Source organism: Streptomyces sp. NBC_00457 (assembly GCF_036014015.1).
Taxonomy (GTDB): domain Bacteria; phylum Actinomycetota; class Actinomycetes; order Streptomycetales; family Streptomycetaceae; genus Streptomyces.
In genome coordinates this window covers 8,019,382-8,041,661 of sequence record NZ_CP107905.1, presented here as the reverse complement: position 1 = coordinate 8,041,661, position 22,280 = coordinate 8,019,382, and the positions used below count along the sequence as shown (strand labels likewise).

The window sequence follows — 22,280 nt, the reverse complement described above, 5'->3', positions numbered from 1 at the left end:
TGAGACGCAGGCAGCGCAGGCGACTGAGTCCGGCGGTCCGTCGCAGATCACGGCCAAGCTGACGATTCCCTTCGTCGGCGAGATCTCCGGGACCTGAGAGCCGGCCGAGGCGGAGCGCAGCGCGGCCTGGGAGCTGTACCTGGAGCCGATCACGCGGGTGTCGGTCGAGGAACTCGACCGGGACGAGGGCTTCCTGCGCGAAGCGCTGTCCTCCCTCTACACCATCTTCAACACCACTCGCGAGATCCTCCGCCGCTACGGCCCCGAAGTCGCCCCGCCCCTGGCTCCCGGCCATGTCAGCTTCGGCGTCCTCGCCGTGACCGTCCTCAACCGTGTGCTGCGACCGCTGCTCGCGTCGTGGCATCCACGACTGAGCGCGTACGAGTCCCAGCGGCCGGGCGGACGCGATCCGGTGGCGTACGAGCGTGAGTGGGAGCACGCCGACGCGCTGCGCGGCGAGATCGAGGCCGTGCGGCAGTCGTTGGTGTCGCTGGCGCGGACCTTGCAGGAGGTGGCGGGGGTGAGCGATCTGATCGACCTTCCGGCACCGCGGTCCCCGGGCGGGCGAACCGCGGATGGGGGCACCCCCCCCCGCTGGCCGACGGGGGTCCTGACGGTCCGGGTGCGTGAGCGGGGCCTCGAAGCCCGGCACTTCATGTCGGTGTCCTGACACGCAGCACCCTCCGGCCCTCCGGCCCTCCGGCTCGGCTGGGGCGATTGTCAGTGGCGTGCGCTCTAATTGATCTCGTCGTCACAGAGCGTGACAGACGAGAGCGCTACGGGGGTGCGCGATGACGGTGCTGGAGCGGGACGAGGGCTGGGACGAGGGCGGTCGGGAACACGGTGCGGAGGATGGCGGCGGCCTGCGGTCGACGCGTGCGCACATCTCGGCGGCCGGGCTGCGTGCTCGCGGCTGGACGCCGGGAATGGTGCGCCGACTGCTCGGTGAACCCGATCTGTTGCGGGTCAATCCGCACTTCCGTGCCGCCCCGCAGATTCGGCTCTACCTCGTCGAGCGGGTGGAATCCGCCGAGCGGAGCGAGGAGTTCCGGGCGGTGGCGGCAGCAGCCGCGCGACGGTCCGCGTCGGCGAAAGCGGCCGCCCAGCGCCGTCGGCAGGAAGTGCTGGCCCGGATCGCGGCGGAGCCGGTCGACGTGCCGCGGCTGGCCGAGCGGAAGCTGGCGGCCATGGCGGTCGACCACCACAACTGCCAGGACGGCCAGAGGAATTACGAGAGGTGGGGACAGAGTGCGGATCCCCCCACAGCCGACGGCACCGGCCCTCCCGACCTCGACCGATGGAAGGTCGACTACCTCCGCCATCGGCTCACCCGCTACGACGAGCTCCTGAGCGGACTGCACGGCAGCACCGGACGCGCGGCGGCCGAAGATCTCCTGCGGCGACGCGTCTACACAGCCATCGCCGAGGCGTACCCGCACCTTGCACAGGAGTGCGAACGGCAGCTGCGTGAACGGGAGTGGGGTCCACCGCCGGAATGACATCTCCCGGCGAGGATCCGGCAGCGCCTGCGCCGTCGACCGCGGTGAACCTAGCCTCCGGGCCCATGAAGGATGATCAAGCTCTCCGCGTGCACGACCGTCTGGCGGCCTCCCCCTGGCTGCGCCCCGTCACCTTCGGTGAGGGCCGCCGGTTCGGTCTCTGGGATCTCGCCTCACTCGCGGAGGGCGCACTCGGCACCTGCGTCGACCCGGACTCGCTCACGGTCTCCGGGGAGAAGCGCTTACGCGTCCGACTGGGCTCGTCGGGGCGCGAGTACAGGTACGACGAGGACTTCGGAAGGAGGTACTGGATTCGGACACCCGGTGGCGGGTGCGGCACGGTGGGGACCGTCGCCGTGGACACCTGGCCCATCGGCGCGGGCGCGTTGCGACTCTCCTCGCTCTACGTCCATCCCGTGGCCCGGCGGCGGGGAATCGCGTCGGCCGTCCTGGACATGGTGTACGACGCCTGCCGCGCCGAAGGGCTGCACGGGTTCCGTCTGGACACGCACTGGACCTGGCATCGGACCGTCCGCTACTACCTCGGCCGGGGGCTGTGGGTCACGTCCTGGAAGCACGCGCTGGGATTCGCCAGGCTTGCCTATCTGCCCCGGTATGAAGTCATGGAGACGGATGGTGAGTTGACGTTTCTGATCGCCGACTCGGAAGAGCCGGGCGAAGGGCCCACAAGCGGCGGGTCCACGGCGATGGTCCCGCTCCTCGTGGCCAGGAACGCCGGCGGGCGGCTCCGCCTGCGGGAGACCGAGCGGTATCGGCGTATGCGGGATGAGCGCGATGCCGTACGCCTGTATGCGCGTTCGACACTGGCGCTGCACCTCGCGGTGCGGGGTTGGCCGTTGGTGCGAGGGGAGGAGGAGCGGTCCGAGGCCGCATGGTCGTGTGACATCGGTGAGCCGGAGGGACTCGCCTACAAGATCGCGATCTTCGAGCGGGTTGCCCGGGAGGAGGGCTGGTGTGTGGAGAGCCCGTATGCCGACGGCCGGGTTGTGCCGTTCGGGGAGCGGTTCGGCGAGCGGTTCGGCGAGCGGTTCGGCGAGCGGGAAAATTCGGATGCCGTACCCGGGTGACAGCACGGATGATCGGCAGGTTGCCCGTTCACCGCACGAGGAGCCGCCGTGATCCAGCGCGTCACCGTCCCGAGTCTCTTTCCTCCGCCGACCTACTCCCACGCCTCCGTCGTCGAGGCCGGCACGAAGCTCGCGTTCCTCGCCGGGGCCGTGCCGCTCGACGCCGAGGGGAAGCTGGTCGGGGAGGGAGATCCCGTGCGACAGGCCGAGCAGGTGATCGCCAACCTGCGTGTGCAACTGCGGTCGGTCGGGAGTGACTTGGCCCATGTCGTATCGACCGACGTGTATGTCGTGAGCGGTGAGACCGCGGTGCTGTCCGCCGTGTGGGACGTCGTCGAGGCGTCGGGGCTGAGTGCGGGACCGCACTCGTCCACGCTCCTCGGCGTCGCCTGCCTCGGCTACACCGGGCAGCTGGTCGAGATCACGGCGACGGCCGTCGTCCCTGAGCCGGAAGAGGCGAGCGCATGACGTCCGTTGTCGCCCCGGAACCGGAAGGGGAGCTCATGATGTCCGTCGTCCTCCGTCGGGCCTCCGCCTCGGATGCCCGCGCGGCGGCGGACGTGTGGCTGCGCTCCTACAGCGCCGCCCTGCCCACCGTCGGGCGGGCCCACTCCGACGACGAGGTGCGCGCGTACTTCCGGGACGTGGTGATACCGCGGGGCACGACGTGGGTCGCGGAGGCCATGGTCGAGAGCGGGGGCGCCGGTGTGGTCGTCGGCATGATGACCCTGGACGGCGAGGAAGTGAACGCGCTGTATCTCGACCCCGGTTGGCGCGGGCGGGGCATCGGGGACCGTTTCGTCGCCCTGGCCAAGGAGCTCAGCCCCACCGGCCTCGCCCTGTGGGCCTTCCAGGTCAACCACCCCGCCCAGCGCTTCTACGAACGGCACGGCTTCACAGAGGTCCACCGCACCGACGGCAGCGGCAACGAGGAGCGGGAGCCCGATATCCGGTATGCCTGGCGGCCCTGAACCGGTCACGGGCCGTCACTCCGCCGACGGCCCCACGCACCCGTCACTCCGACGATGGTCCGACGGCGTTCCTCACAGCCGTCACTCCGCCGACGACCCCCACACCCTCCTCTTCGGCACCGGCTTCGCATAACTCCCCGCCCTGCTCGTCATCAGCCCCAGCCCCACCAGCGACTCCGCCAGCTTCACCGCCGCCCCGACCCCGTCGACAACCGGAATGCCCAGCTTCTCCCCCACAGCCCGCTGAAGCCCCGTCATCCCGGCACACCCCAGTACAAGAACCTCCGCCCCCGCAGCGCACGCCCGCTCGGCCGCCGTCAGGAACGCCGCCTCCGTGCGCGCGGCGTCACCCAGGTCGAGGACGCTCAGCCCTGTTCCCACGACGGCCGCGCAATTGCGCCCGACGCCCGCCGTCTCCAGACTGTCCTCGATCTGCCCACGCGACCGTTCCAGCGTGGTCACCACCCCGTACCGCCGGCCGAGCAGACACGCCAGATGCGCCGCCGCCTCCGTGATGTCGACGACCGGTACGTCCACCAACTCCCGGACGGCCTCTCGCCCGTGCTCCCCGAAGCCCGCCATGACCACGGCGTCGTACGCAGGACCCTCATACGTCCGCAACGTGTCGAGGACCGCCGCGGCCGACAGATAGCTGTCCAGCCAGCCCTCCGCCGACTCGGGTCCCCACGCGGGGGTCAGCCCGGTCACGGTGGTGCCCGGGCCTGCGGCGGCCCGGGCACCTCGTACGATCTCCGCGGTCATCTCCTGCGTGGTGTTGCAGTTGGTGACGACGATCCGCACGTTCCTCAGACCTCCACGGGCTTCTCGGAAACGGATGCGGGGGCAGCCGCCCGCTCGCTGCGGCACAGCAGCACATAGAGCCCCGCCGCCAACGCGGTGCCGATGAACCAGGAGTACGGCGCCACATCGCTGAACGTCTTCACCAGGGCCAGCACCGCCGCGACTCCCGCCGCCGGCAGGAACGCCCACAGCGCCTTGGGATTGACGCCCTTCTTGTAGTAGTAGCGCGAGCCGGGCGTGGCGTCGAACAGCTCGTTGACGTCGACCCGGCCGCGCTTGACCCAGTAGTAGTCGACCATGATCACGCCGAAGAGGGGTCCCAGGAAGGCACCCAGGCCGCCGAGGAAGTACTGGACGACCGTCGGGTTCGAGAAGAGGTTCCACGGCGTCACCAGCAGCGCGGCCACCGTGCTGATCATGCCGCCGATCTTGAAGGTGATCTTCTGGGGCCAGACGTTGGCCAGGTCGTACGCCGGTGAGACGAAGTTGGCGACGATGTTGACGCCCATGGTGGCGATGGCGAAGGTCAGGGCCGCCAGCACCAGCACCCAGGTGTTGCCGACCTTGGCGACCAGCTCCGCCGGGTCGGTGATGGCCTCGCCGAAGACCTCCAGCGAGCCGGCCGTGACGATCACGGACACGACCACGAAGGCGGTCGAGTTGATCGGCAGGCCCCAGAAGTTGCCGCGGCGCACGGTGCGGTAGTCCGGCGCGAAGCGGGAGAAGTCGCAGAAGTTGAGCATCAGAGTGCCGTACGTGGCGAGGATCAGGCCGATCGCGCCGAACCACTGCCGCCACTGCTCGCCGACGGAGACCGGATGCGGGGTCGAGGTGAGCGAGATGGTCCAGCCGGCCTTGGCCAGGACCCAGACCGCCAACGCGATCATCACCACCCAGATCGCCGGTCCGCAGAAGTCCTGGAACTTCCGCACCGACTCCATGCCCTGGCTGATGATCGCCGCCTGTATCAGCCACAGGGACAGAAAGGACACCCAGCCGAGCGCGTCAAGACCGAGGAAGGAGCTGTGGGTCCAGGACTCCAGGCCCGGCCAGGCGGCGAGCAGCATCACGTTGACCGCGACGGAGGCCAGGTAGGTCTGGATGCCGTACCACATGATGGCGATCACGGCCCTGATCAGCGCGGGGATGTTCGCACCCCAGACGCCGAAGCTGATGCGGCTGACGACCGGGAAGGGCACGCCGTGGCGCTGGCCGATGCTGCCCATCCAGTTCATGCCGATGTAGATGAGCACGAAGCCGACGAGCAGGGACGTGAAGACCTGCCACACGTTCATGCCGAGGACCAGCAGGCCGGCGGCGAAGGTGTAGTTGCCCAGGTTGTGGACGTCGGACATCCACATGGCGAAGAGGTCGAAGACCTTCCAGTTGCGCTTGCCCGCGGGGGCGAGGTCTTCGTTGGTGAGCCGGGGATCGGGGACGAACGCTGCTGTGCCGGTGGCTTCGGCACGGTCGGCGAGGGACACGGGGCCTCCATGGACGGGGGACGGAGGAGGAAGGCTTTCCGGTGGCTTGGTCCGGTGACTGCTTTCCGGCGGTTTGATTCCGGTGGCTTGTTTCCGGTCGCTTGGCAACGCGTTTGGTATACCAAACTGCCGACATAGTCCTCCCGTCAACCGTTCCGACCGATGTCGTTGCTGTTAACGCTCCGTAAAACAGGCCCTGAGTCGGCGAAGATGGCTCCATGAGCTCCGTGACGAAGATCGAACCCCTCGGCGCGGTTCGCGAGCGCGTCCTGGCGAACCTGCGACAGGAGATCATCGCGGGCCGCCTCCGCCCCGGCGACCGGCTCGTGGAGCGGGAGCTCGCCGAACGCTTCGGCGTCTCCCGCGTGCCGGTCCGTGAAGCGATCCGCGCGCTGGTCGCGGAGGGGTTCGTCCACTTCGAGACGCCACGCCGTACGGTCGTCCGCCGGCTGACCCCGAACGACGTCAAGGAACTCTTCGAGCTGCGCGAGGCGCTCGAGGTGTACGCGGCGGGACTGGCCGCCGCGCGCGCGACCCCGCAGGACCTGGCCGAGGTGGAGGAACTGCTCGAGCGCGCCGCCACCGCGACCGAGGCCGGGGACGCGGAGGCGATCACCGACATCAACAGCCGCCTGCACGACCGCATCGTGGCCATGGCCGACAACAGCCTGCTGCTTCAGGCCCTCGAACCGGTCGCCGGCCGCCTGCGCTGGATGACCCGGCGGAACGAGGAATGGCCCCAACTCCTCGTGGAGCACCGCGAGTTGTACGAGGCGATCGCCTCCGGCGACCCGGAGCGAGCCCGCGCTCACGCACTCGCCCACGTGCGGACCAACTACCGCTCGACGGTACGGCAGCTGTTCGGCGAGGCCGAACTTCCCTAGCGGACCGCGTACTTGTCCGTCGCCGCCACCAGCGCCTCGGCCACCCCCGGCGCCCCGGCATCGTGGCCGACCTCGTCGATCATCACCAACTCGCTTCCCTGCCAGGCGTGATGAAGCCGCCACACGATGCCGAGCAGGTTGCCGAAGTCCAGGCTGCCCTGGACGAGCGTGCCGGGAATGCCTTTGAGCAGGTGCGCATCACGCAGGACGACGCCCTGGTCATTGCCGTCGCCCAGGAAGTGATCGTTGCCCCAGTAGTGCGTGACCGTGCGGGCGAATCCCAGACGGAACACCGGATCCTCGAACCGCGGCACCGAACGCGGCGGCGCGGGAATGGTCGACGTCTCCCAGTCGGTCCAGGCCCGCGCGGCCCGCGCCCGCACCTCCGCATCCGGTGACTCGAGCAGCCGGTTGTACGCGGCCGCGAGGTTGCCGTCCCTCTCGTCGACGGGCAGTTCACCGACGAACCGCTCGAACGCCGCCGGAAAGATCTTCCCAAGTCCCCTGGTCAGCAGGGCGACTTCGGGGTTGGCCCCGGTCGCCACCCCCGTCAGCACCAGCTCCGACACCACCTCGGGATGCGTCTGCGCATACCGCAGCCCCAGCACCGAGCCCCACGACACGCCCCACACCAGCCACCGCCCGATCCCCAACTCCCGCCGCAGCAGCTCCAGATCGGCGATGAGACGATCCGTCGTATTGACGCTCATGTCGGTCTCATACGCGCTCGTCGGCGGCGTCGAACGCCCGCAGCCCCGCTGGTCGAGCAGCACGATCCGGTACGCGGCCGGGTCGAACAGGCGCCGCGGATACGGCGAACATCCCGATCCCGGACCGCCGTGCAGCACCAGCGCGGGCTTGCCGTGCGGATTGCCGCAGGTCTCCCAGTACACGCGGTTGCCGTCACCGACGTCGAGCATGCCGTGGTCGTACGGTTCGATCTCCGGATAGAGAGCCATCCGCGCACCCTAATGTCCTGACGACGGTCAGGTCGCCTCAATTCGCGCGGCTCAGGCCCGCCGCCCCGGCCGCCGTGCGGAGTACGTCCCGCAGCATCGCGGGCGTGAGCCGGCCGGTGAAGGTGTTGCGCTGACTGACGTGAAAGCAACCGAAGATGTCGAGCCCGTCGAGCGGGACCCTGACACCGTGCCCAAAGACGGGACGCGGCCTCGGCACGCTCCACCCGGCCTCCGCGAGCGCGGGCAGCGTGGCCTGCCACCCGAAGGCACCGAGCACCACCACCGCCCGCACCGTCGGCCGCAGCAGCCTCAGCTCCTGAACGAGCCAGGGACGGCACGTGTCCCGCTCGCCCGGCGTGGGCTTGTTCGCGGGCGGGGCGCAGTGCACGGGCGCGGTGACTCGGACGCCGTACAGCTCGAGCCCGTCGTCCGCCGACACGGAACTGGGCTGCGACGCCAGCCCCACGTCGTACAGCGCCTGATACAGCACGTCTCCGGAACGGTCACCCGTGAACATCCGCCCAGTGCGGTTCCCGCCGTGCGCGGCCGGCGCCAGTCCCACGACCAGCAACCGGGCATCCCCCGGCCCGAACCCCGGAACCGGCCGCCCCCAATACGTCCAGTCGGCGAAGGCAGCACGCTTGGTACGGGCCACCTCCTCACGCCAGGCGACCAGCCGCGGGCAGGCCCTACAGCCCGCGACCCGCTGGTCGAGATCGGCGAGACCGTCCATAGGGCAACGGTAGCTCTAGGCCCAGGCTGCCCTCCTGCTCCTCGGGCGCCGGCTTCGCCGCTGGGAAATCCCGGCCGATTCATCCGGTGCGGAGGACTAAGGTCGAAACATGGCTTCGAAGGCTATGGACTACGACGAGACGAACGGCTGGGCGAACGGCGACGGGGCCACGCCTCAGGGACCAGGGCACGAGGGGCATGAGGGGCACGAGCGCCCCGTCCCCGTCGACGCCCCCACACCCGCCACACCGGCCACATCCACCACCGCCGTCCCGGCCGACGCCAAGACTGCCGCCGCGAACGACGCCGCCGAAGCCGCCCGCCCGCAGAACGGCGAGACCGTCCGCATCGACAGCTGGATCTGGTCCGTACGCCTGGTCAAGACCCGCTCGATGGGCGCCGCCGCCTGCAAGGGCGGCCACGTGCGGGTGAACGGCGAGCGCGTCAAGCCCGCCCATTCCGTCCGCGTCGGCGACGAGGTCCGCCTGCGGCACGAAGGCCGGGAGCGGATCGTCATCGTCAAGCGCGTGATCCGGAAGCGGGTCGGCGCCCCCGTAGCCGTCCAGTGCTACGTCGACAACAGCCCGCCGCCCCCGCCCCGCGAGGCCGTCGCCCCCGCCGGCATCCGCGACCGGGGCACGGGCCGCCCGACCAAACGAGACCGCCGCGAGCTGGAACGCCTACGGGCGCTGCGCGGACTGAGCGGCCGCGCCACGGGGGACCGTCCGGCAGGAGGCCGCCCCACGGGAGGCCGATCCGAAGGCCGCTGATCGCAGGTCCCGGCCTCGCCCGCCGATGCCAGGCCACCGCTGGGGCACACCGCGCAGAACGCCACTCGAAGGCCGGTGCCTCTTGCCCAAGGACAAGGCACCGGCCTCACAGCAGCGGCCTCCCCGGCCGCCCCTCCCTCACGCTCATCGTCCCCTCACGCCCGTCGTCGCTCCAGCCGCACCAGCCGCAGAAGGTCCGCGTTGTGCCCTCGCCGAGCCCAGGCGATGAGCGCGAGCGGCACGATGAGGATCAGCGGAGTCGCGGCGTTCTCCCCGTTGAAGTACGTGAGGGTGACGACGAACGCGCCCACCATCAGACCGCTCAGCGCCAACGCCGCCACCGACTGCAGTACCGGAATCAACAGCGCTATGCCTCCGGCCAGTTCGAGGGCGCCGATGATGTACATCCCCGTGCTGCCCCAGCCCATCTCGTTGAAGCCCTCGGCGGCGGTGGGGTGCGCGATCAGCTTGGGCAGTGCGCTCGCGATCACGTAGAAGAGGGCGAGCAGCACCTGCAGGCCGCGCAGGGCGATGCGGGCACGCCGGCCACGGGCGGTCGCGGACTCGGCGATGACGAGACGGCGGGACGAGGCGGAAGCGGGGGTGCTGACCGAAGCGGTGGGCTCGGACATCGGGGTCTCCTGTGTGCAGCGGTCCGTGTTGCTGTCACAGAGGTAGACCGGCACCCACTCCAGAACTCATCGCTGCCCGGCGACCCGTTCTCAGTCGCCTCGACTCACCCCCCGGCGGCGGGAACCGCCCGCACCCATGTCCGATCGTCCGTCAGGTACTTGTCCACCCTCAGCCCCTCCTCCGCCAACGCCCCCTCGAACTGCTCCTTCGTCAGCGGCCGTGCCAGGAACGTCTGCGTCCAGACCGCGTCCGGGAACTCATACTCCGCGCGCACCGAGTTCACCCCGTCGCCGACCGGCTCCGAGGACGCGACCCGCACGGTGAAGCCGCTGGGATCGACGCGCTCGCGCGGTATGTCCCTGTGGTAGTCCTCTCCCTCCCGTTGGATCAACACGCAGCCTCCGTCGGCCAGATGCCGGACGCACGACCGCAGCAGCCCTCGCCGCACCTCGATGTCACCGGAGTGCACGAGGAACGACGCGAGCAGCACCACGTCGAATCTCTCGCCGAGGTCGAGATCCTCGATCGCGCTGCATATGGTGCGGGCCCCGCGGACCCGTTCGAGCATCTCCGCGGATTCGTCCACCGCCGTGACCGTGAAGCCGCGTTCCAGCAGCGGATGGGTCATTCGCCCCACGCCGCAGCCCAGCTCCAGGATGTCCGCGCCCGCCGGGACCTCCCCGGCGATGATGTCCGGCTCTCCCCCCACGGGCAGCCGAGAGTAGAACTCGACCGCACAGCCGTCCGGGGTGATCGCCCCGGGTCCCGTCCCCTGATGTCCACTTCGCATGGTCAGCCCCATGCCCGCACAACGGCCCACATCCGCACGGCCGTTCCCACGCCGCCGGGGTTCACCCGTTCGAGCTATAGCCCCCTCGATGAGCCCCGCTCACAACGGAAACCACCCGTGACCGATGTACCAGTGCCCGCCCGCCCGCAGATGATCTCCGACCGCCCGCTCCACCGACGTGCGCCGCGGCAGCCTCTCCACCGGCAACTCCGGGTTCCCGAACACGAACTGGACCGGTTCCGTGTCGGCGGGCTCGGTGTCCTGGCGGGCGATCCGGAACCGCTCCTGGAACCGGACGATGTTGGAGTCGGCGGTGAGGTACTGCTTCAACTGCGGGTCCAGCAGCCAGGAGTGGCACATCACAGCCCGGTACTCCTCCTCGGGGTAGTGCTCCGCGAAGAACTCGCGGGCCAGCGCCACCGAGCGGTCACAGGCGTCCGGGGACAGCGGGCCGAGGAATTCGGGGATGTGGATGTCCAGACAGGGCATGCCGGCGGTCGCGTCCATCCCCGCGGACGCGAGCTCCGACGCCGCGCGCCGCCAGAGCCGCGCCCGTTGGAACTGGAGCCGTCCCAACTGGTACAGCTCGCCGCGGAAGTGAAGGGTGAGCCACTGCGGGGACTGCACGCCTCCCCTCCCGTGCCGTCTGCGGTGGATGGCCATGTTCCGCCCGAGGTCGGCGAGAGTGCGCCGGGAGATGTCGGCGGGAATACCGCGTGCGCGGTGGTACGCGCGCGTGTGCGGAAGCGCCGCGACGAGCACGTACGCGGCGAAGTAGCGGCCCAGCGCTGCGGGCGCCTCGGCGACCCGCTCGCCCAGCTGCAGCCCCTCGCCGTACTCGAGGATCTCCCCGATGTCGCGCACCAGTCCCCTGGCGCACTCCTCCAGGAGCCGCATCGCCCCCGCGTCGGCGGTCAGTGTGCGCCGCAGGCGGACCAGTTCGTTGATGTCCTCGTGGGGTACCGCAAGGTCGAGCAGGATCTCGGGCAACGCGTCGGTGTCCGGCAGCACGGTGTGGTCTCCCCCTCCTCGGGCAGCTGATGAGCTCTTTGGTGAACGTCCGTACCGAGGAGTACGTTGCAGACAGGAGTAGTGATCCCGATGCGTACGGGCAGTGAACCGGCGACCGCGCGCAGTGCACTGCGGGCGCGCTTCTGGCTGAGCGTGTGGGGCCTGGTCTGGGCGGTCTTCGGCACCATCGCTTTCGCGCTCGCCGGACGCCCGGGGTGGGCGATCGCCTGCGGGGTGCTGTGGCTGGTGATCACCGTCGACATGGCGCTGATCCTCCGGCACATCCGCCAGGGCCCGCACTACCAGCCGGGCCGCGACATCCCGCCGTACCGACCGCCGGACCAGCAGTACCCGACCCGACCGCACCAGCGGCGCCCGCCGGGCCGGCAGCCCCCATGACCGGCTGCCGGGCGCTCATCCGTCGAAGCGTGCCGCCTTGATGTACTCCGGGTTCGGGTCCAGGGCGGCCGCGAGCCGGAAGTGGCGTTTGGCCTCGTCGTGCCGCGCCTGGCGCTCATAGGTGCGGGCGAGGGCGAAGTGCGCGAACGCGTTGTCCGGTTCGCGCTCCAGGACGATGGTGAACTCCAACTCGGCAGGTCGCAGTTGCGCGGCCGCGAAGAAGGCACGCGCGCGGAGCAGCCGTGCGGCGGTGTTCTCCGGGTGCGCCGCGATCACCGGGTCGAGCAGTTTCACCGCGCCCCGCGGGTCCCGTGCGGCGAGCAGATGCTCGGCGGCACGGAAGTCGATGACATGGGTCTCCGGAGTACGTCCGGTCGATCCGCTGGTCTCGGGCACGGCACAGTCCTTCCCTCACTCAACGGGTTCAACGCCCGCAACGGGGCCGCGATTCCGTGGTCGTCACCGAGCGGCGCCCTGGCGCGACGATCGCCGAAACGTCCTGCGCAGGGCGGCTACCGCGACGCCTGCGCCCGTCCGACGAGATCCGTCCAGACCTCGCGCACGCGTGCCTGAAGCTCTTCCAACGGTACGTCGTTGTCGATGACGATGTCCGCGATCTCCACGCGCTTCTCCCGGGTGGCCTGCGCGGCCATACGCGCGCGTGCGTCCTGCTCCGTCATGCCGCGCAGCCGGACCAGCCGGTCGAGCTGGGTCTCGGGGCTCGCGTCGACGACGAGCACGACGTCGTACAGCGGCGCGAGGCCGTTCTCCGCGAGGAGCGGGACGTCGTGGACGACCACGGCGTCCTCGGCGGCGGCGCTTTCGAGTTCACGGGAGCGCGCGCCCACCAGAGGGTGCACGATCCCGTTCAGCACGGCCAGCTTGTCGGGGTCGGCGAAGACGATGGAGCCCAGCTTGGGCCGGTCCAGGCTGCCGTCCGCGGCGAGCACCTCCGTGCCGAAGGCCTCGACGACCGCCGCGAGTCCGGGAGTTCCCGGCGCGACGACCTCGCGCGCGATACGGTCCGCGTCGATGAGGACGGCACCCTGCTCCACGAGCAGCCGTGACACCTCGCTCTTGCCGGCGCCGATGCCACCGGTCAGGCCCACTTTCAGCATGACCGGCAGCTTAGGGCCTGCCACTGACAGGGCACCCGGTCAGGTGTCGCCCTCCCGCTCCGCCAGGAAGCGCTCGAACTCCTGCCCGATCTCGTCCGCCGAAGGGATGTCCATGGGTTCGGCGAGCATGTTGCCCCGCGTTTCGGCGCCCGCGGCGGCGTCGTACTGGTGCTCCAGGCCCTGGACGAGGGCGACCAGTTCCTCGTCGCCCTCCTGGATCTGCCGGTCGATCTCCGTCTGCGTACGGTAGGCGTCCGTGCGCAGGGAGTGGGCGATGCTGGGGAGGACCAGTCCGGTCGCTCCCGTGATGGCCTCCAGGACGGTCAGCGCGGCGTCCGGGTACGGGGAACGCGCGATGTAGTGCGGCACGTGCGCCGCGACGCCCAGGACCTCGTGTCCGGCTTCCATGAGGCGGTACTCCAGCAGCGCCTCGGCGCTGCCCGGCACCTGTGCCTCCTCGAACGGGCTGGTGTGACCGGGGACCAGATCGGTGCGGCTGCCGTGCGGGGTGAGGCCGACGGGGCGGGTGTGCGGGACGCCCATGGGGATGCCGTGGAAGTTCACGGCCAGTCGCACGCCGAGGCGCTTCACGATCTGCTGCACGGCCGCGGCGAAGCGCTCCCACTCCACGTCCGGCTCGGGGCCGGACAGCAGCAGGAAAGGCGCGCCCGTAGCGTCCTGGACGAGCCGCACCTCGATGCCGGGCACGTCGTAGTCGGTCCACCGGTCGCGCTGGAAGGTCAGCAGCGGCCGGCGGGCACGGTAGTCCACGAGCCGGTCGTGGTCGAAGCGGGCGACGACCTGGTGGGGCAGCGAGTCGAGGAGCCGGTCGACGATCTGGTCGCCGGTTTCGCCCGCGTCGATGTAACCGTCGAAGTGGTAGAGCATGACAAGGCCGGCCGACTCCTGTGCCAGCGCCACGTCGACGACGGCCAGGCCTTTCGGCTCCCATGCGTACAAACCCTGCGGATCAAGCACTGTGACCGCTCCTCCTCGTGTTCGTACTGCACAACACAGCCCAGGACACGGGCATTCCCACCCGTGTCCCTGATCAGGCCTGTCTCATCGCGTTTTCATGCGGCACTGCCGGCCGGGTCGAGCGCCGTCCCAGTGGTTCACGAGGACAGCACGCGCGCGTGGAGGGCTGTTACGGCTTTCCGGGCGGACGTGAACGCGCCGTGCTGCCAGGCGTCGGTGTAGCTGAGCCAGTCGCCGGCGAAGTAGACGCGGCCGGTGGGCTCGTTCAACGGCTTGTAGCGGACGTCGTCGGGTCCGCCGGGCGTGTCGTGCCAGGCGGCCTCCAGGTGGGGTGTCTGCCGCCAGTGGTGCGAGAAGGAGGAGGCGAGTTCGGTGCGGTACTTCTCGCCGTAGATCTTCACGCCCGCGGCCACCGCGCGCGCCTCGCGCTCCTTGGGGCTGAGCTTCGCGTACGCGTCGGCGTCGTCGCCGTAGTTGTAGTAGCCGATGACGATGCCGCGTTCGCGGTGGAAGCCGTACGAGGGATGCCAGATGTGGCTGACGTCCTGGTCGGTCTCGGTGATGCCGCCGTAGATGCGGTGGTCCAGTTCCCACCAACGGGACCTGTACTCCAGCCCGATCTTCGCCGCCGACGACGGCGTGATCGCCTTCAGCGCGGACTGCACTCCGGCGCCCAGGTTGTGCGGCACCTTGGCAAGGATGTTGGGCGGCAGCGCGGCGATGCAGAAGTCGGCCTCGACGACCTTCGTACGCCCGCCTTGCGCATACGCGACGGACACCCCGCCGCCCGTGTCGGTGATCTTCGAGACGACCGCCCCCGTACGCACCCGATGCGCGCCGATCGCCTTGGTCAGCGCCCTGGGAATCCGGTCCATGCCACCGACCGGCTGGAACATCAGCATGGCCTGGTCGAACCCGAACTCGAAGGAGAAGTACCGCCCGACACCACTGGCGAACACCTCGGAGGCGCTGGGAATGTCCCCGAGCAGCACACCAGGCGTCCCGGCCGCGGCGGGCACGGTGGTGTACCCACGGCGCTCGCCGCCCTCGTACGCCAGCTTGTCGCCGAGTTCCCCCCAGTCCTCCAGGAACTCGATCAGCCGTTCCTGGTCGGTGGCCGTCAACTCCTTGTCGAGAGCACCCTTGTTGGTGGCCTTGGCGAGCAACTCCGAGACATAGCCGTAGACATCGGCCTTCGCCGTGCGATAGCGCATCGGCTTGGTCATCCCGGCGGACTCGTTGTAGAGATACGCATCGGCGTTGACGTTGGTGAACACCTCGAGGGGAACGCCGAGTTCACGGCAGTAGTCGAGGGTGACCATCCACTGCGGAATGCGAGCGGGCCCGGCGTTCATGTACTCGCCGTCACCGAAGCGCGCGGTCTGCCGGTTGTCGTAGAGGTCGACGGTGGTGTCCCCGCCGCGAACAGTGAAGTTACGTCCGCCCGCGCGCTCCCTGGCCTCCAGCACCGTACAGTCGTAGCCGGCCTTGCCGAGTTCGTACGCGGCCGCCAGCCCGGCAATCCCCCCACCGACGATGACGACCTTCGCGGCGCCACGTCCGGTGAGCGTGAAGTCCCCCGCACTGAGCGCCCGAAAGGGCTGCTCCCGCTGAGCGGCCTGAGCGGTGGGGGCGAGCCCGAGGGCCCCCATGGTGGCAAGCATCGTGCCGGCACCGCTGGTGAGACCGACGTTGCGAAGGAAAGCGCGACGACTGGTTCCGGAGGAGCACTGAGTCTCTGCCATATACCGGCTCCCTTGTCCGATCATGAATGACCGGGGAAGCGTCCCAACGACCGGTTACGGCCCATCAGTTACTCGTGTATCCCGCACGTTTCTACAAAGGTGGCGAAGACGCCTCAGGGGCGCGGGGAACTGCGCGACCAGCCCCCACCGCCCCGCAGCCGAACAACAACCGCACAAGACTGAGGGACCGCACCTCGAAAGGTACGGCCCCTCAAACTAACCGCTATGCCTCAGCGGCCAGCGTTGAGCGTTCAGCTCTGCCCACCCGCCAGCTTCTCCCGCAGCGCGGCAAGCGCCTCGTCCGAGGCCAGCGCACCGGAGTTGTCCGGGCCCTCGGAGGAGTACGAACCGCCGCCGCCACCACCGGACGCGGCCGGAGCCGCACCCGCCGTGTCGCCGCCCTCGGCCGCGGCAGCGGCGTCGGCCTCGCGGGACTTGATGACCTGCTGCTGGTGCTGCTCGAAGCGCTGCTGCGCCTCGGCGTACTGGCGCTCCCACTCCTCGCGCTGCTTCTCGTAACCCTCGAGCCAGTCGTTGGTCTCGGGGTCGAAGCCCTCGGGGTAGATGTAGTTGCCCTGGTCGTCGTACGACGCGGCCATGCCGTACAGCGTCGGGTCGAACTCGACCGAGGCCGGGTCGGAGCCGAAGGACTCGTTGGCCTGCTTCAGCGAGAGGCTGATGCGACGGCGCTCGAGGTCGATGTCGATGACCTTGACGAAGATCTCGTCGTTGACCTGGACGACCTGCTCCGGGATCTCCACGTGGCGCTCGGCCAGCTCGGAGATGTGGACCAGACCCTCGATGCCCTCGTCCACGCGGACGAACGCACCGAACGGAACCAGCTTCGTGACCTTGCCGGGCACGACCTGGCCGATCTGGTGGGTGCGGGCGAACTGCTGCCACGGGTCTTCCTGGGTCGCCTTCAGCGACAGGGAGACACGCTCGCGGTCCATGTCGACGTCGAGGACCTCGACGGTGACTTCCTGGCCGACCTCGACAACCTCGGAGGGGTGGTCGATGTGCTTCCAGGACAGCTCGGAGACGTGGACCAGACCGTCGACGCCACCCAGGTCCACGAAGGCACCGAAGTTGACGATCGAGGAGACCACACCGGAGCGGACCTGCCCCTTCTGGAGGGTCGTGAGGAACGTCTGGCGGACCTCGGACTGGGTCTGCTCCAGCCAGGCACGGCGGGACAGGACCACGTTGTTGCGGTTCTTGTCCAGCTCGATGATCTTGGCCTCGAGCTCCTTGCCCACGTACGGCTGGAGGTCGCGAACGCGGCGCATCTCGACGAGGGAGGCCGGCAGGAAGCCACGGAGGCCGATGTCGAGGATGAGTCCACCCTTGACGACCTCGATGACGGTACCGGTGACGATGCCGTCTTCTTCCTTGATCTTCTCGATCGTGCCCCAGGCACGCTCGTACTGAGCGCGCTTCTTGGACAGGATCAGACGGCCTTCCTTGTCCTCCTTCTGGAGAACAAGGGCCTCGATCTCATCGCCCACGGCGACGACCTCATTGGGGTCGACGTCGTGCTTGATGGAGAGCTCGCGGCTCGGGATAACGCCTTCGGTCTTGTAACCGATGTCGAGCAGGACCTCGTCCCGGTCGACCTTCACGATGACGCCGTCGACGATGTCGCCGTCGTTGAAGTACTTGATCGTCTCGTCGATCGCGGCGAGGAAGGCTTCCTCGTTACCGATGTCGTTGACCGCAACCTGCGGGGTGGTGGCGGTGGTCTCGGTGCTGCTCGTCATGTGGGAAAGGGCTCCGGTACGGACATTGAAGTCGTAGGTACTGCTTACGCCGGGAGCCCGTTTCGCTCTGCAGAAGCCGGACAGCCTAGGAAGCGCCACCGAAACCACTGGTGGCGCCTCGACAACCGAGGGGACATACAACAGATGCGAGCGCAGCCTGCTACGTCTGAGGAGCGCAGGCCCGCAGCGCAACTTGTAGCATACGGGGGCAGCCGGACAGGGTCAATGCGCGAAGGCGCACACCCGGGGCGGATCGCCGCAATCCCGGCACAATACGTGTCCCTTGAGGCCACGCATGGCCCAAGGCGCCCCTCGCGTGACACCACCGCGGCGGGGTTGGACGGAAGAGTACGACGAGGGAGCCGATCATCCAAGAGCCCGAAGCGTTCGAGCCGGAAGCCACCCGACGTGACGCCTCAGTCACGGAGAGCACCCGGGCAAACCGGGGCTGGTGGGACCGCAACGCGGACGAATACCAGACCGAGCACGGCACGTTTCTCGGGGACGACCGCTTCGTCTGGTGCCCCGAAGGCCTCGACGAGGTGGAGGCGGAGCTGCTCGGTCCGCCGGAGGAGCTGAAGGGCAAGGACGTCCTGGAGATCGGCGCCGGCGCGGCCCAGTGCGCGCGCTGGCTGGCCGCCCAGGGTGCCCGCCCGGTGGCCCTGGACCTCTCCCACCGCCAGCTCCAGCACGCGCTGCGCATCGGTACGGCGTTCCCGCTGGTGCAGGCGGACGCGGGCGCCCTCCCCTTCGCCGACGCCTCCTTCGACCTGGCGTGCTCGGCGTACGGGGCGCTGCCGTTCGTCGCCGACCCGGTCCTTGTCCTGCGGGAGATCCGCCGGGTCCTGCGCCCCGGCGGCCGTTTCGTCTTCTCCGTCACGCACCCGATCCGCTGGGCCTTCCCGGACGAGCCCGGCCCCGAGGGGCTGACCGTCTCGTCGTCCTACTTCGACCGCACTCCGTACGTCGAGCAGGACGACGACGGCCGCGCGGTGTACGTCGAACACCACCGGACCCTCGGCGACCGCGTCCGGGACGTCGTCGCGGCGGGCCTGCGACTGGTGGATCTGGTCGAACCGGAGTGGCCGGACTGGAACACCTCGGAGTGGGGCGGCTGGTCGCCATTGCGCGGGAACCTGATCCCGGGGACGGCGATCTTCGTGTGCGTACGAGACTGAGTGCGTGATCCGTTACGACGCCCTGGACGCGCTGCCCGTACGCGGCGCCCTGCCCGCACTGGACGGCGCCCTGGACGCGCACGGCACCGCGGTCCTCGTGGCACCGCCCGGCACGGGCAAGACGACCCTCGTGCCGCTCGCTCTGTCCGGACTGCTCGGGGACGGTCCCGTACGCCGTGTGATCGTCGCCGAGCCGCGGCGGATCGCGGCGCGGGCGGCGGCGCGGCGCATGGCGTGGCTGCTGGGCGAGAAGGTCGGGGAGAGCGTCGGCTACACCGTGCGCGGGGAGCGGGTCGTGGGGCGGCACGCGCGCGTGGAGGTCGTCACGACCGGCGTGCTGTTGCAGCGGGTGCAGCGCGACCAGGAGCTGGCGGGCGTGGACGTGGTGGTGCTCGACGAGTGCCATGAGCGGCATCTGGACGCGGACACGGTGGCGGCGTTCCTGTGGGACGTACGGGAGACGCTGCGGCCGGAGCTGCGGCTGGTGGCCGCGTCCGCGACGACCGACGCGCAAGGGTGGGCGCGGCTGCTCGGCGGGGCGCCGGTGGTCGAGGCCGAGGGGGTCTCGTATCCGGTGGAGGTGGTGTGGGCGCCACCGGTGCGTCCGGTGCGGCCGCCGCACGGCATGCGGGTCGACCCGGCGCTGCTCGCCCATGTGGCGTCGGTGGTACGGCGGGCGCTGGCCGAGCGGCCGGGGGACGTGCTGTGTTTCCTGCCGGGGGTCGGGGAGATCGCGCGGGTGGCCGGGCAGCTGGGCGGCCTGGGGGATGTCGAGGTGCTTCAGGTGCACGGGCGGGCACCGGCGGCGGTGCAGGACGCCGTGCTGTCGTCCGGTGTGCGGCGCCGGGTGGTGCTGACGACGTCCGTGGCCGAGTCCTCTCTGACGGTTCCCGGCGTGCGGGTGGTCGTCGACTCGGGGCTGGCCCGGGAGCCGCGGGTCGATCACGCGCGCGGGCTGAGCGCGCTGACCACGGTACGGGCCTCGCTGGCGGCCGGCCGGCAGCGGGCGGGGCGTGCCGGGCGTGAGGCGCCGGGGGCGGTCTACCGGTGTTGGGCGGAGGCCGAGGACGCGCGTCTGCCGCGTTTCCCGTCGCCGGAGATCAAGGTGGCCGACCTGACGGCGTTCGCCCTTCAGGCGGCGTGCTGGGGCGATCCTGAGGCCTCCGGACTGGCGCTGCTGGATCCTCCGCCGGGTGGGGCGATGGCGGCGGCGCGGGCCGTGCTGTCAGCGATCGGAGCGGTGGACTCCCACGGGCGGGCCACGGAGCGTGGGAGGCGGTTGGCGCGGCTGGGCTTGCATCCGCGGCTGGGGCGTGCCCTGCTGGACGCCCCTGGTGGGGGCGCGGAGGTCGTGGCGCTGCTCTCCGAGGAAGTGCCACGGGACTACGGGGATGATCTGGTGGCCGCGCTGCGCACCGCCCGGCGCGGCGGTGACGCCTACGCGGGACGGTGGCGGACGGAGGTGCGGCGACTTCGGGCCGCTTCGGAGGGGGTTTCCCAGCCGTCCGCCGGTGACTCCGATGACCGTCTTGTCGGGCTGGTCACGGCCCTCGCGTTCCCCGAGCGCCTCGCCAAGGCCGACGGGGCCTCCTATCTCATGGCGTCCGGGACGCGTGCCGAGCTCGGGGAGGGGAGTGCGCTGCGGGGTGCGGCCTGGATCGCCGTTGCCGCGGCGGATCGGCCCGTGGGCAAAGGGCACGCGCGCGTGCAGCTTGCCGCCGTGGTGGACGAGGGCCGGGCACGGTCGGCTGCCGCCTCGCTGTATTCCGAGGGCCAGGAGGTGCACTGGGCCGACGGGGACGTCGTCGCCCGGAGCGTCGAGCGGCTCGGGGCGATCGAGCTGGCGGTGCGTCCGCTCAGGAGCCCCGACCCCGTCCTCGTACGCGATGCCCTTCTCGACGGGCTGCGGCAGGAAGGGTTCGGCCTGTTGCGCTGGTCCCCCGATGCCGAGGTACTGCGGCAGCGGCTCGCCTTTCTGCGGCTGCATCTCGGTGAGCCGTGGCCCGATGTCTCCGATGACACGCTGCACGCGCGCGTGGAGGAGTGGTTGGAGCCGGAGCTTGGCCGTGCGCGGCGGCGCGCGGATCTCGCTCGTATCGACGCCGGGGCCGCGCTTACCCGGCTGCTGCCCTGGGCCTCAGGTGACGCCGCGCGGCTCGACGAGCTCGCGCCCGAGCGGATCGCCGTACCCAGTGGGTCCAGAATCCGGATCGACTACGCCAACCCCGAGCAGCCTGTGCTCGCGGTGAAGTTGCAGGAGATGTTCGGGCTCCAGGAGTCGCCGAGCCTCGCCGGTGTGGCGGTGCTCGTGCATCTGCTCTCCCCCGCCGGCCGGCCCGCGGCCGTCACCGCCGACCTCGCGTCCTTCTGGCGGGACGGCTACAAGGGCGTACGGGCGGAGCTGCGCGGCCGGTATCCGAAGCATCCGTGGCCCGAGGACCCGGCCACCGCCGAGCCGACCCGGCACACCAACGCCCGGCTCAGGCGCTGACCGGCTCAGGCGCCGCCGTTTCCACTCCCGCGGGGCCGGCGGGGCGGCGGCTGCGGGCCTCCAGGTAGAGGGAGAGGGACAGCAGCAGGGCGCCGAGGAAGAGGAAGCCCCACGGCAGGTACGACGTCATCAGCAGGACCAGGGTGCGGTTGGACTTGACCAGGTCGACGGTGGAGTCGATGTAGTCCTCGCGCATCTTCACGTGCCCGGCGAACGCCGTCACCTTGTCGCGGTCGCCGAGCAGGGTGCCGCCGCGGAGTTCCTCCTTGTGGATCTCCTCGCCGTAGACGGGGGCGCCGGTCAGCGGTTCGACCCAGAACTTGCGGACGGTGGTGTACCAGCGGGTGGTGCCGGTCTTGGCGACCGATTCCGGTGTGATGCCCTGGACCGGCATCGTCTTGGGCATCGACACCTTCGTCCACGGAATGGTCTGCTCGAAGTAGTAGACCTCGACGCCGCGGAAGTCCTGCGTCCCCTTGTAGTGGATCGGCGCCGTCACGCGCGCCTGCGCGTCGAAGTACTCGTAGTCCCGTTTCTCCGTCATGAACGGCCATTTGAACTCGATGCCGTCCCGGCGCACCGGGTCGCCGTCGACCATCTCGCCCGTGGCGTGGACGGGTTCCTGGGTGTGGGCGTCGAAGATGTAGCGCTCGGGGATCTTGGAGACCATCTTGCCGTCGGGTCCGACGACGTAGGACAGCCCGTCCCAGACGACGACGTCCTTGCCCGCGGTCTTCTCGATCTTCTCGGACTCCTCCACGTTGCCCTTGAGGGTCTGCACGATGGTGACCTTGGGGACCTTGCGCGCCTGCATGGTGCCGTAGTCGAGGAGGGTCGCGTCCTTCGCCTCGAGGACCATGTCCTGGTACTGGTTGGGCGGGATCTTGGCCAGGCGCGGGAAGGTGTACCAGCGCAGCAGTGGGGACAGCGCCGCGAAGAACACGGCGAGGGCGAGCAGGATCAGGCTGGCCTTGCGGCGCATCTCGGCC

General features: G+C 70.0%; 23 protein-coding genes. 10 read left to right on the top strand and 13 right to left on the bottom strand.

Annotation, left to right across the window (positions count from 1 at the left end; translation table 11 throughout):
• Positions 1 to 157: 157 nt before the first annotated feature.
• The 5 genes from OG828_RS36705 (at position 158) to OG828_RS36685 (ending at position 3,558) form a co-directional block, all read left to right on the top strand.
• Positions 158 to 670: a hypothetical protein gene (locus OG828_RS36705; protein WP_328503590.1), complete on the top strand. Its 513-nt coding sequence runs from the start codon at positions 158 to 160 to the stop codon at positions 668 to 670.
• Positions 671 to 791: 121 nt separating this feature from the next.
• Positions 792 to 1,499 (top strand): hypothetical protein, encoded by a 708-nt coding sequence (locus tag OG828_RS36700; RefSeq protein WP_328503589.1) that lies wholly within the window; start codon positions 792 to 794, stop codon positions 1,497 to 1,499.
• 65 nt (positions 1,500 to 1,564) lie between these two features.
• Positions 1,565 to 2,587: a GNAT family N-acetyltransferase gene (locus OG828_RS36695; protein WP_328503588.1), complete on the top strand. Its 1,023-nt coding sequence runs from the start codon at positions 1,565 to 1,567 to the stop codon at positions 2,585 to 2,587.
• A gap of 48 nt (positions 2,588 to 2,635) precedes the next feature.
• Positions 2,636 to 3,055: a RidA family protein gene (locus OG828_RS36690; protein WP_328366561.1), complete on the top strand. Its 420-nt coding sequence runs from the start codon at positions 2,636 to 2,638 to the stop codon at positions 3,053 to 3,055.
• Positions 3,052 to 3,558, top strand: a complete 507-nt coding sequence (locus OG828_RS36685; protein ID WP_328503587.1) for a GNAT family N-acetyltransferase — start codon at positions 3,052 to 3,054, stop codon at positions 3,556 to 3,558. Before OG828_RS36690 ends, OG828_RS36685 begins: the two co-directional genes overlap by 4 nt.
• A gap of 81 nt (positions 3,559 to 3,639) precedes the next feature.
• Here OG828_RS36685 and OG828_RS36680 read toward each other — a convergent pair whose 3' ends face one another.
• The gene (locus OG828_RS36680; protein ID WP_328503586.1) at positions 3,640 to 4,359 is read right to left on the bottom strand and encodes an aspartate/glutamate racemase family protein; all 720 of its coding nucleotides are present in this window, start codon (positions 4,357 to 4,359) and stop codon (positions 3,640 to 3,642) included.
• Between the two features lie 5 nt (positions 4,360 to 4,364).
• Positions 4,365 to 5,843: an NCS1 family nucleobase:cation symporter-1 gene (locus OG828_RS36675; protein WP_328366552.1), complete on the bottom strand. Its 1,479-nt coding sequence runs from the start codon at positions 5,841 to 5,843 to the stop codon at positions 4,365 to 4,367.
• A 218-nt stretch (positions 5,844 to 6,061) separates the two neighbouring features.
• On the opposite strand from OG828_RS36675, the gene OG828_RS36670 reads away from it, so the two are divergent.
• Entirely contained in the window at positions 6,062 to 6,727 is a 666-nt protein-coding gene (locus OG828_RS36670) for a GntR family transcriptional regulator (RefSeq protein WP_328366549.1), read from the top strand.
• On the opposite strand, the gene pip is transcribed toward OG828_RS36670, so the two are convergent.
• Together pip and OG828_RS36660 are read right to left on the bottom strand one after the other, a co-directional pair.
• Positions 6,724 to 7,686: a prolyl aminopeptidase gene (gene pip, locus OG828_RS36665; RefSeq protein WP_328503585.1), complete on the bottom strand. Its 963-nt coding sequence runs from the start codon at positions 7,684 to 7,686 to the stop codon at positions 6,724 to 6,726. The two genes, OG828_RS36670 and pip, sit on opposite strands and share 4 nt — an antisense overlap.
• Before the next feature lie 37 nt (positions 7,687 to 7,723).
• The gene (locus OG828_RS36660; RefSeq protein WP_328503584.1) at positions 7,724 to 8,419 is read right to left on the bottom strand and encodes a uracil-DNA glycosylase; all 696 of its coding nucleotides are present in this window, start codon (positions 8,417 to 8,419) and stop codon (positions 7,724 to 7,726) included.
• Positions 8,420 to 8,528: 109 nt separating this feature from the next.
• Between OG828_RS36660 and OG828_RS36655 the strand changes: the two genes are divergently transcribed.
• Positions 8,529 to 9,188, top strand: a complete 660-nt coding sequence (locus OG828_RS36655; protein ID WP_328503583.1) for an RNA-binding S4 domain-containing protein — start codon at positions 8,529 to 8,531, stop codon at positions 9,186 to 9,188.
• Between the two features lie 155 nt (positions 9,189 to 9,343).
• Here OG828_RS36655 and OG828_RS36650 read toward each other — a convergent pair whose 3' ends face one another.
• The 3 genes from OG828_RS36650 to OG828_RS36640 form a co-directional block, all read right to left on the bottom strand.
• Positions 9,344 to 9,820, bottom strand: coding sequence for a DoxX family protein (locus OG828_RS36650; RefSeq protein WP_328366535.1), 477 nt, complete (start codon positions 9,818 to 9,820; stop codon positions 9,344 to 9,346).
• A 104-nt stretch (positions 9,821 to 9,924) separates the two neighbouring features.
• Positions 9,925 to 10,611: a class I SAM-dependent methyltransferase gene (locus OG828_RS36645; protein ID WP_328503582.1), complete on the bottom strand. Its 687-nt coding sequence runs from the start codon at positions 10,609 to 10,611 to the stop codon at positions 9,925 to 9,927.
• A gap of 99 nt (positions 10,612 to 10,710) precedes the next feature.
• Entirely contained in the window at positions 10,711 to 11,622 is a 912-nt protein-coding gene (locus tag OG828_RS36640) for an acyltransferase domain-containing protein (protein WP_328366529.1), read from the bottom strand.
• A 90-nt stretch (positions 11,623 to 11,712) separates the two neighbouring features.
• On the opposite strand from OG828_RS36640, the gene OG828_RS36635 reads away from it, so the two are divergent.
• Positions 11,713 to 12,021 carry a DUF6343 family protein gene (locus OG828_RS36635; protein WP_328366526.1) on the top strand — a complete coding sequence of 103 codons (309 nt, stop codon included), beginning with the start codon at positions 11,713 to 11,715 and terminating at the stop codon, positions 12,019 to 12,021.
• 15 nt (positions 12,022 to 12,036) lie between these two features.
• Here OG828_RS36635 and OG828_RS36630 read toward each other — a convergent pair whose 3' ends face one another.
• From OG828_RS36630 to rpsA, 5 genes are all read right to left on the bottom strand, one after another.
• A complete protein-coding gene (locus OG828_RS36630; protein WP_328366523.1) occupies positions 12,037 to 12,417 on the bottom strand; it encodes a tetratricopeptide repeat protein in 381 nt (126 codons plus the stop codon).
• 116 nt (positions 12,418 to 12,533) lie between these two features.
• On the bottom strand, positions 12,534 to 13,139 hold the full coding sequence (gene coaE / locus OG828_RS36625) for a dephospho-CoA kinase (RefSeq protein ID WP_328503581.1): 606 nt from the start codon (positions 13,137 to 13,139) through the stop codon (positions 12,534 to 12,536).
• Positions 13,140 to 13,178: 39 nt separating this feature from the next.
• A complete protein-coding gene (locus OG828_RS36620; protein WP_328366517.1) occupies positions 13,179 to 14,117 on the bottom strand; it encodes a PAC2 family protein in 939 nt (312 codons plus the stop codon).
• A 137-nt stretch (positions 14,118 to 14,254) separates the two neighbouring features.
• A complete protein-coding gene (locus OG828_RS36615; protein WP_443062527.1) occupies positions 14,255 to 15,781 on the bottom strand; it encodes a flavin monoamine oxidase family protein in 1,527 nt (508 codons plus the stop codon).
• 332 nt (positions 15,782 to 16,113) lie between these two features.
• Positions 16,114 to 17,622, bottom strand: coding sequence for a 30S ribosomal protein S1 (gene rpsA / locus OG828_RS36610; protein ID WP_210575955.1), 1,509 nt, complete (start codon positions 17,620 to 17,622; stop codon positions 16,114 to 16,116).
• A 542-nt stretch (positions 17,623 to 18,164) separates the two neighbouring features.
• Here rpsA and OG828_RS36605 point away from each other — a divergent pair.
• Together OG828_RS36605 and hrpB are read left to right on the top strand one after the other, a co-directional pair.
• Positions 18,165 to 18,800 (top strand): class I SAM-dependent methyltransferase, encoded by a 636-nt coding sequence (locus tag OG828_RS36605; protein ID WP_443060225.1) that lies wholly within the window; start codon positions 18,165 to 18,167, stop codon positions 18,798 to 18,800.
• A gap of 4 nt (positions 18,801 to 18,804) precedes the next feature.
• Positions 18,805 to 21,291, top strand: coding sequence for an ATP-dependent helicase HrpB (gene hrpB / locus OG828_RS36600; protein WP_328503579.1), 2,487 nt, complete (start codon positions 18,805 to 18,807; stop codon positions 21,289 to 21,291).
• Here hrpB and OG828_RS36595 read toward each other — a convergent pair.
• A complete protein-coding gene (locus OG828_RS36595) occupies positions 21,281 to 22,273 on the bottom strand; it encodes a DUF3068 domain-containing protein (RefSeq protein WP_328366501.1) in 993 nt (330 codons plus the stop codon). The genes hrpB and OG828_RS36595 overlap by 11 nt on opposite strands.
• Positions 22,274 to 22,280: the final 7 nt, after the last annotated feature.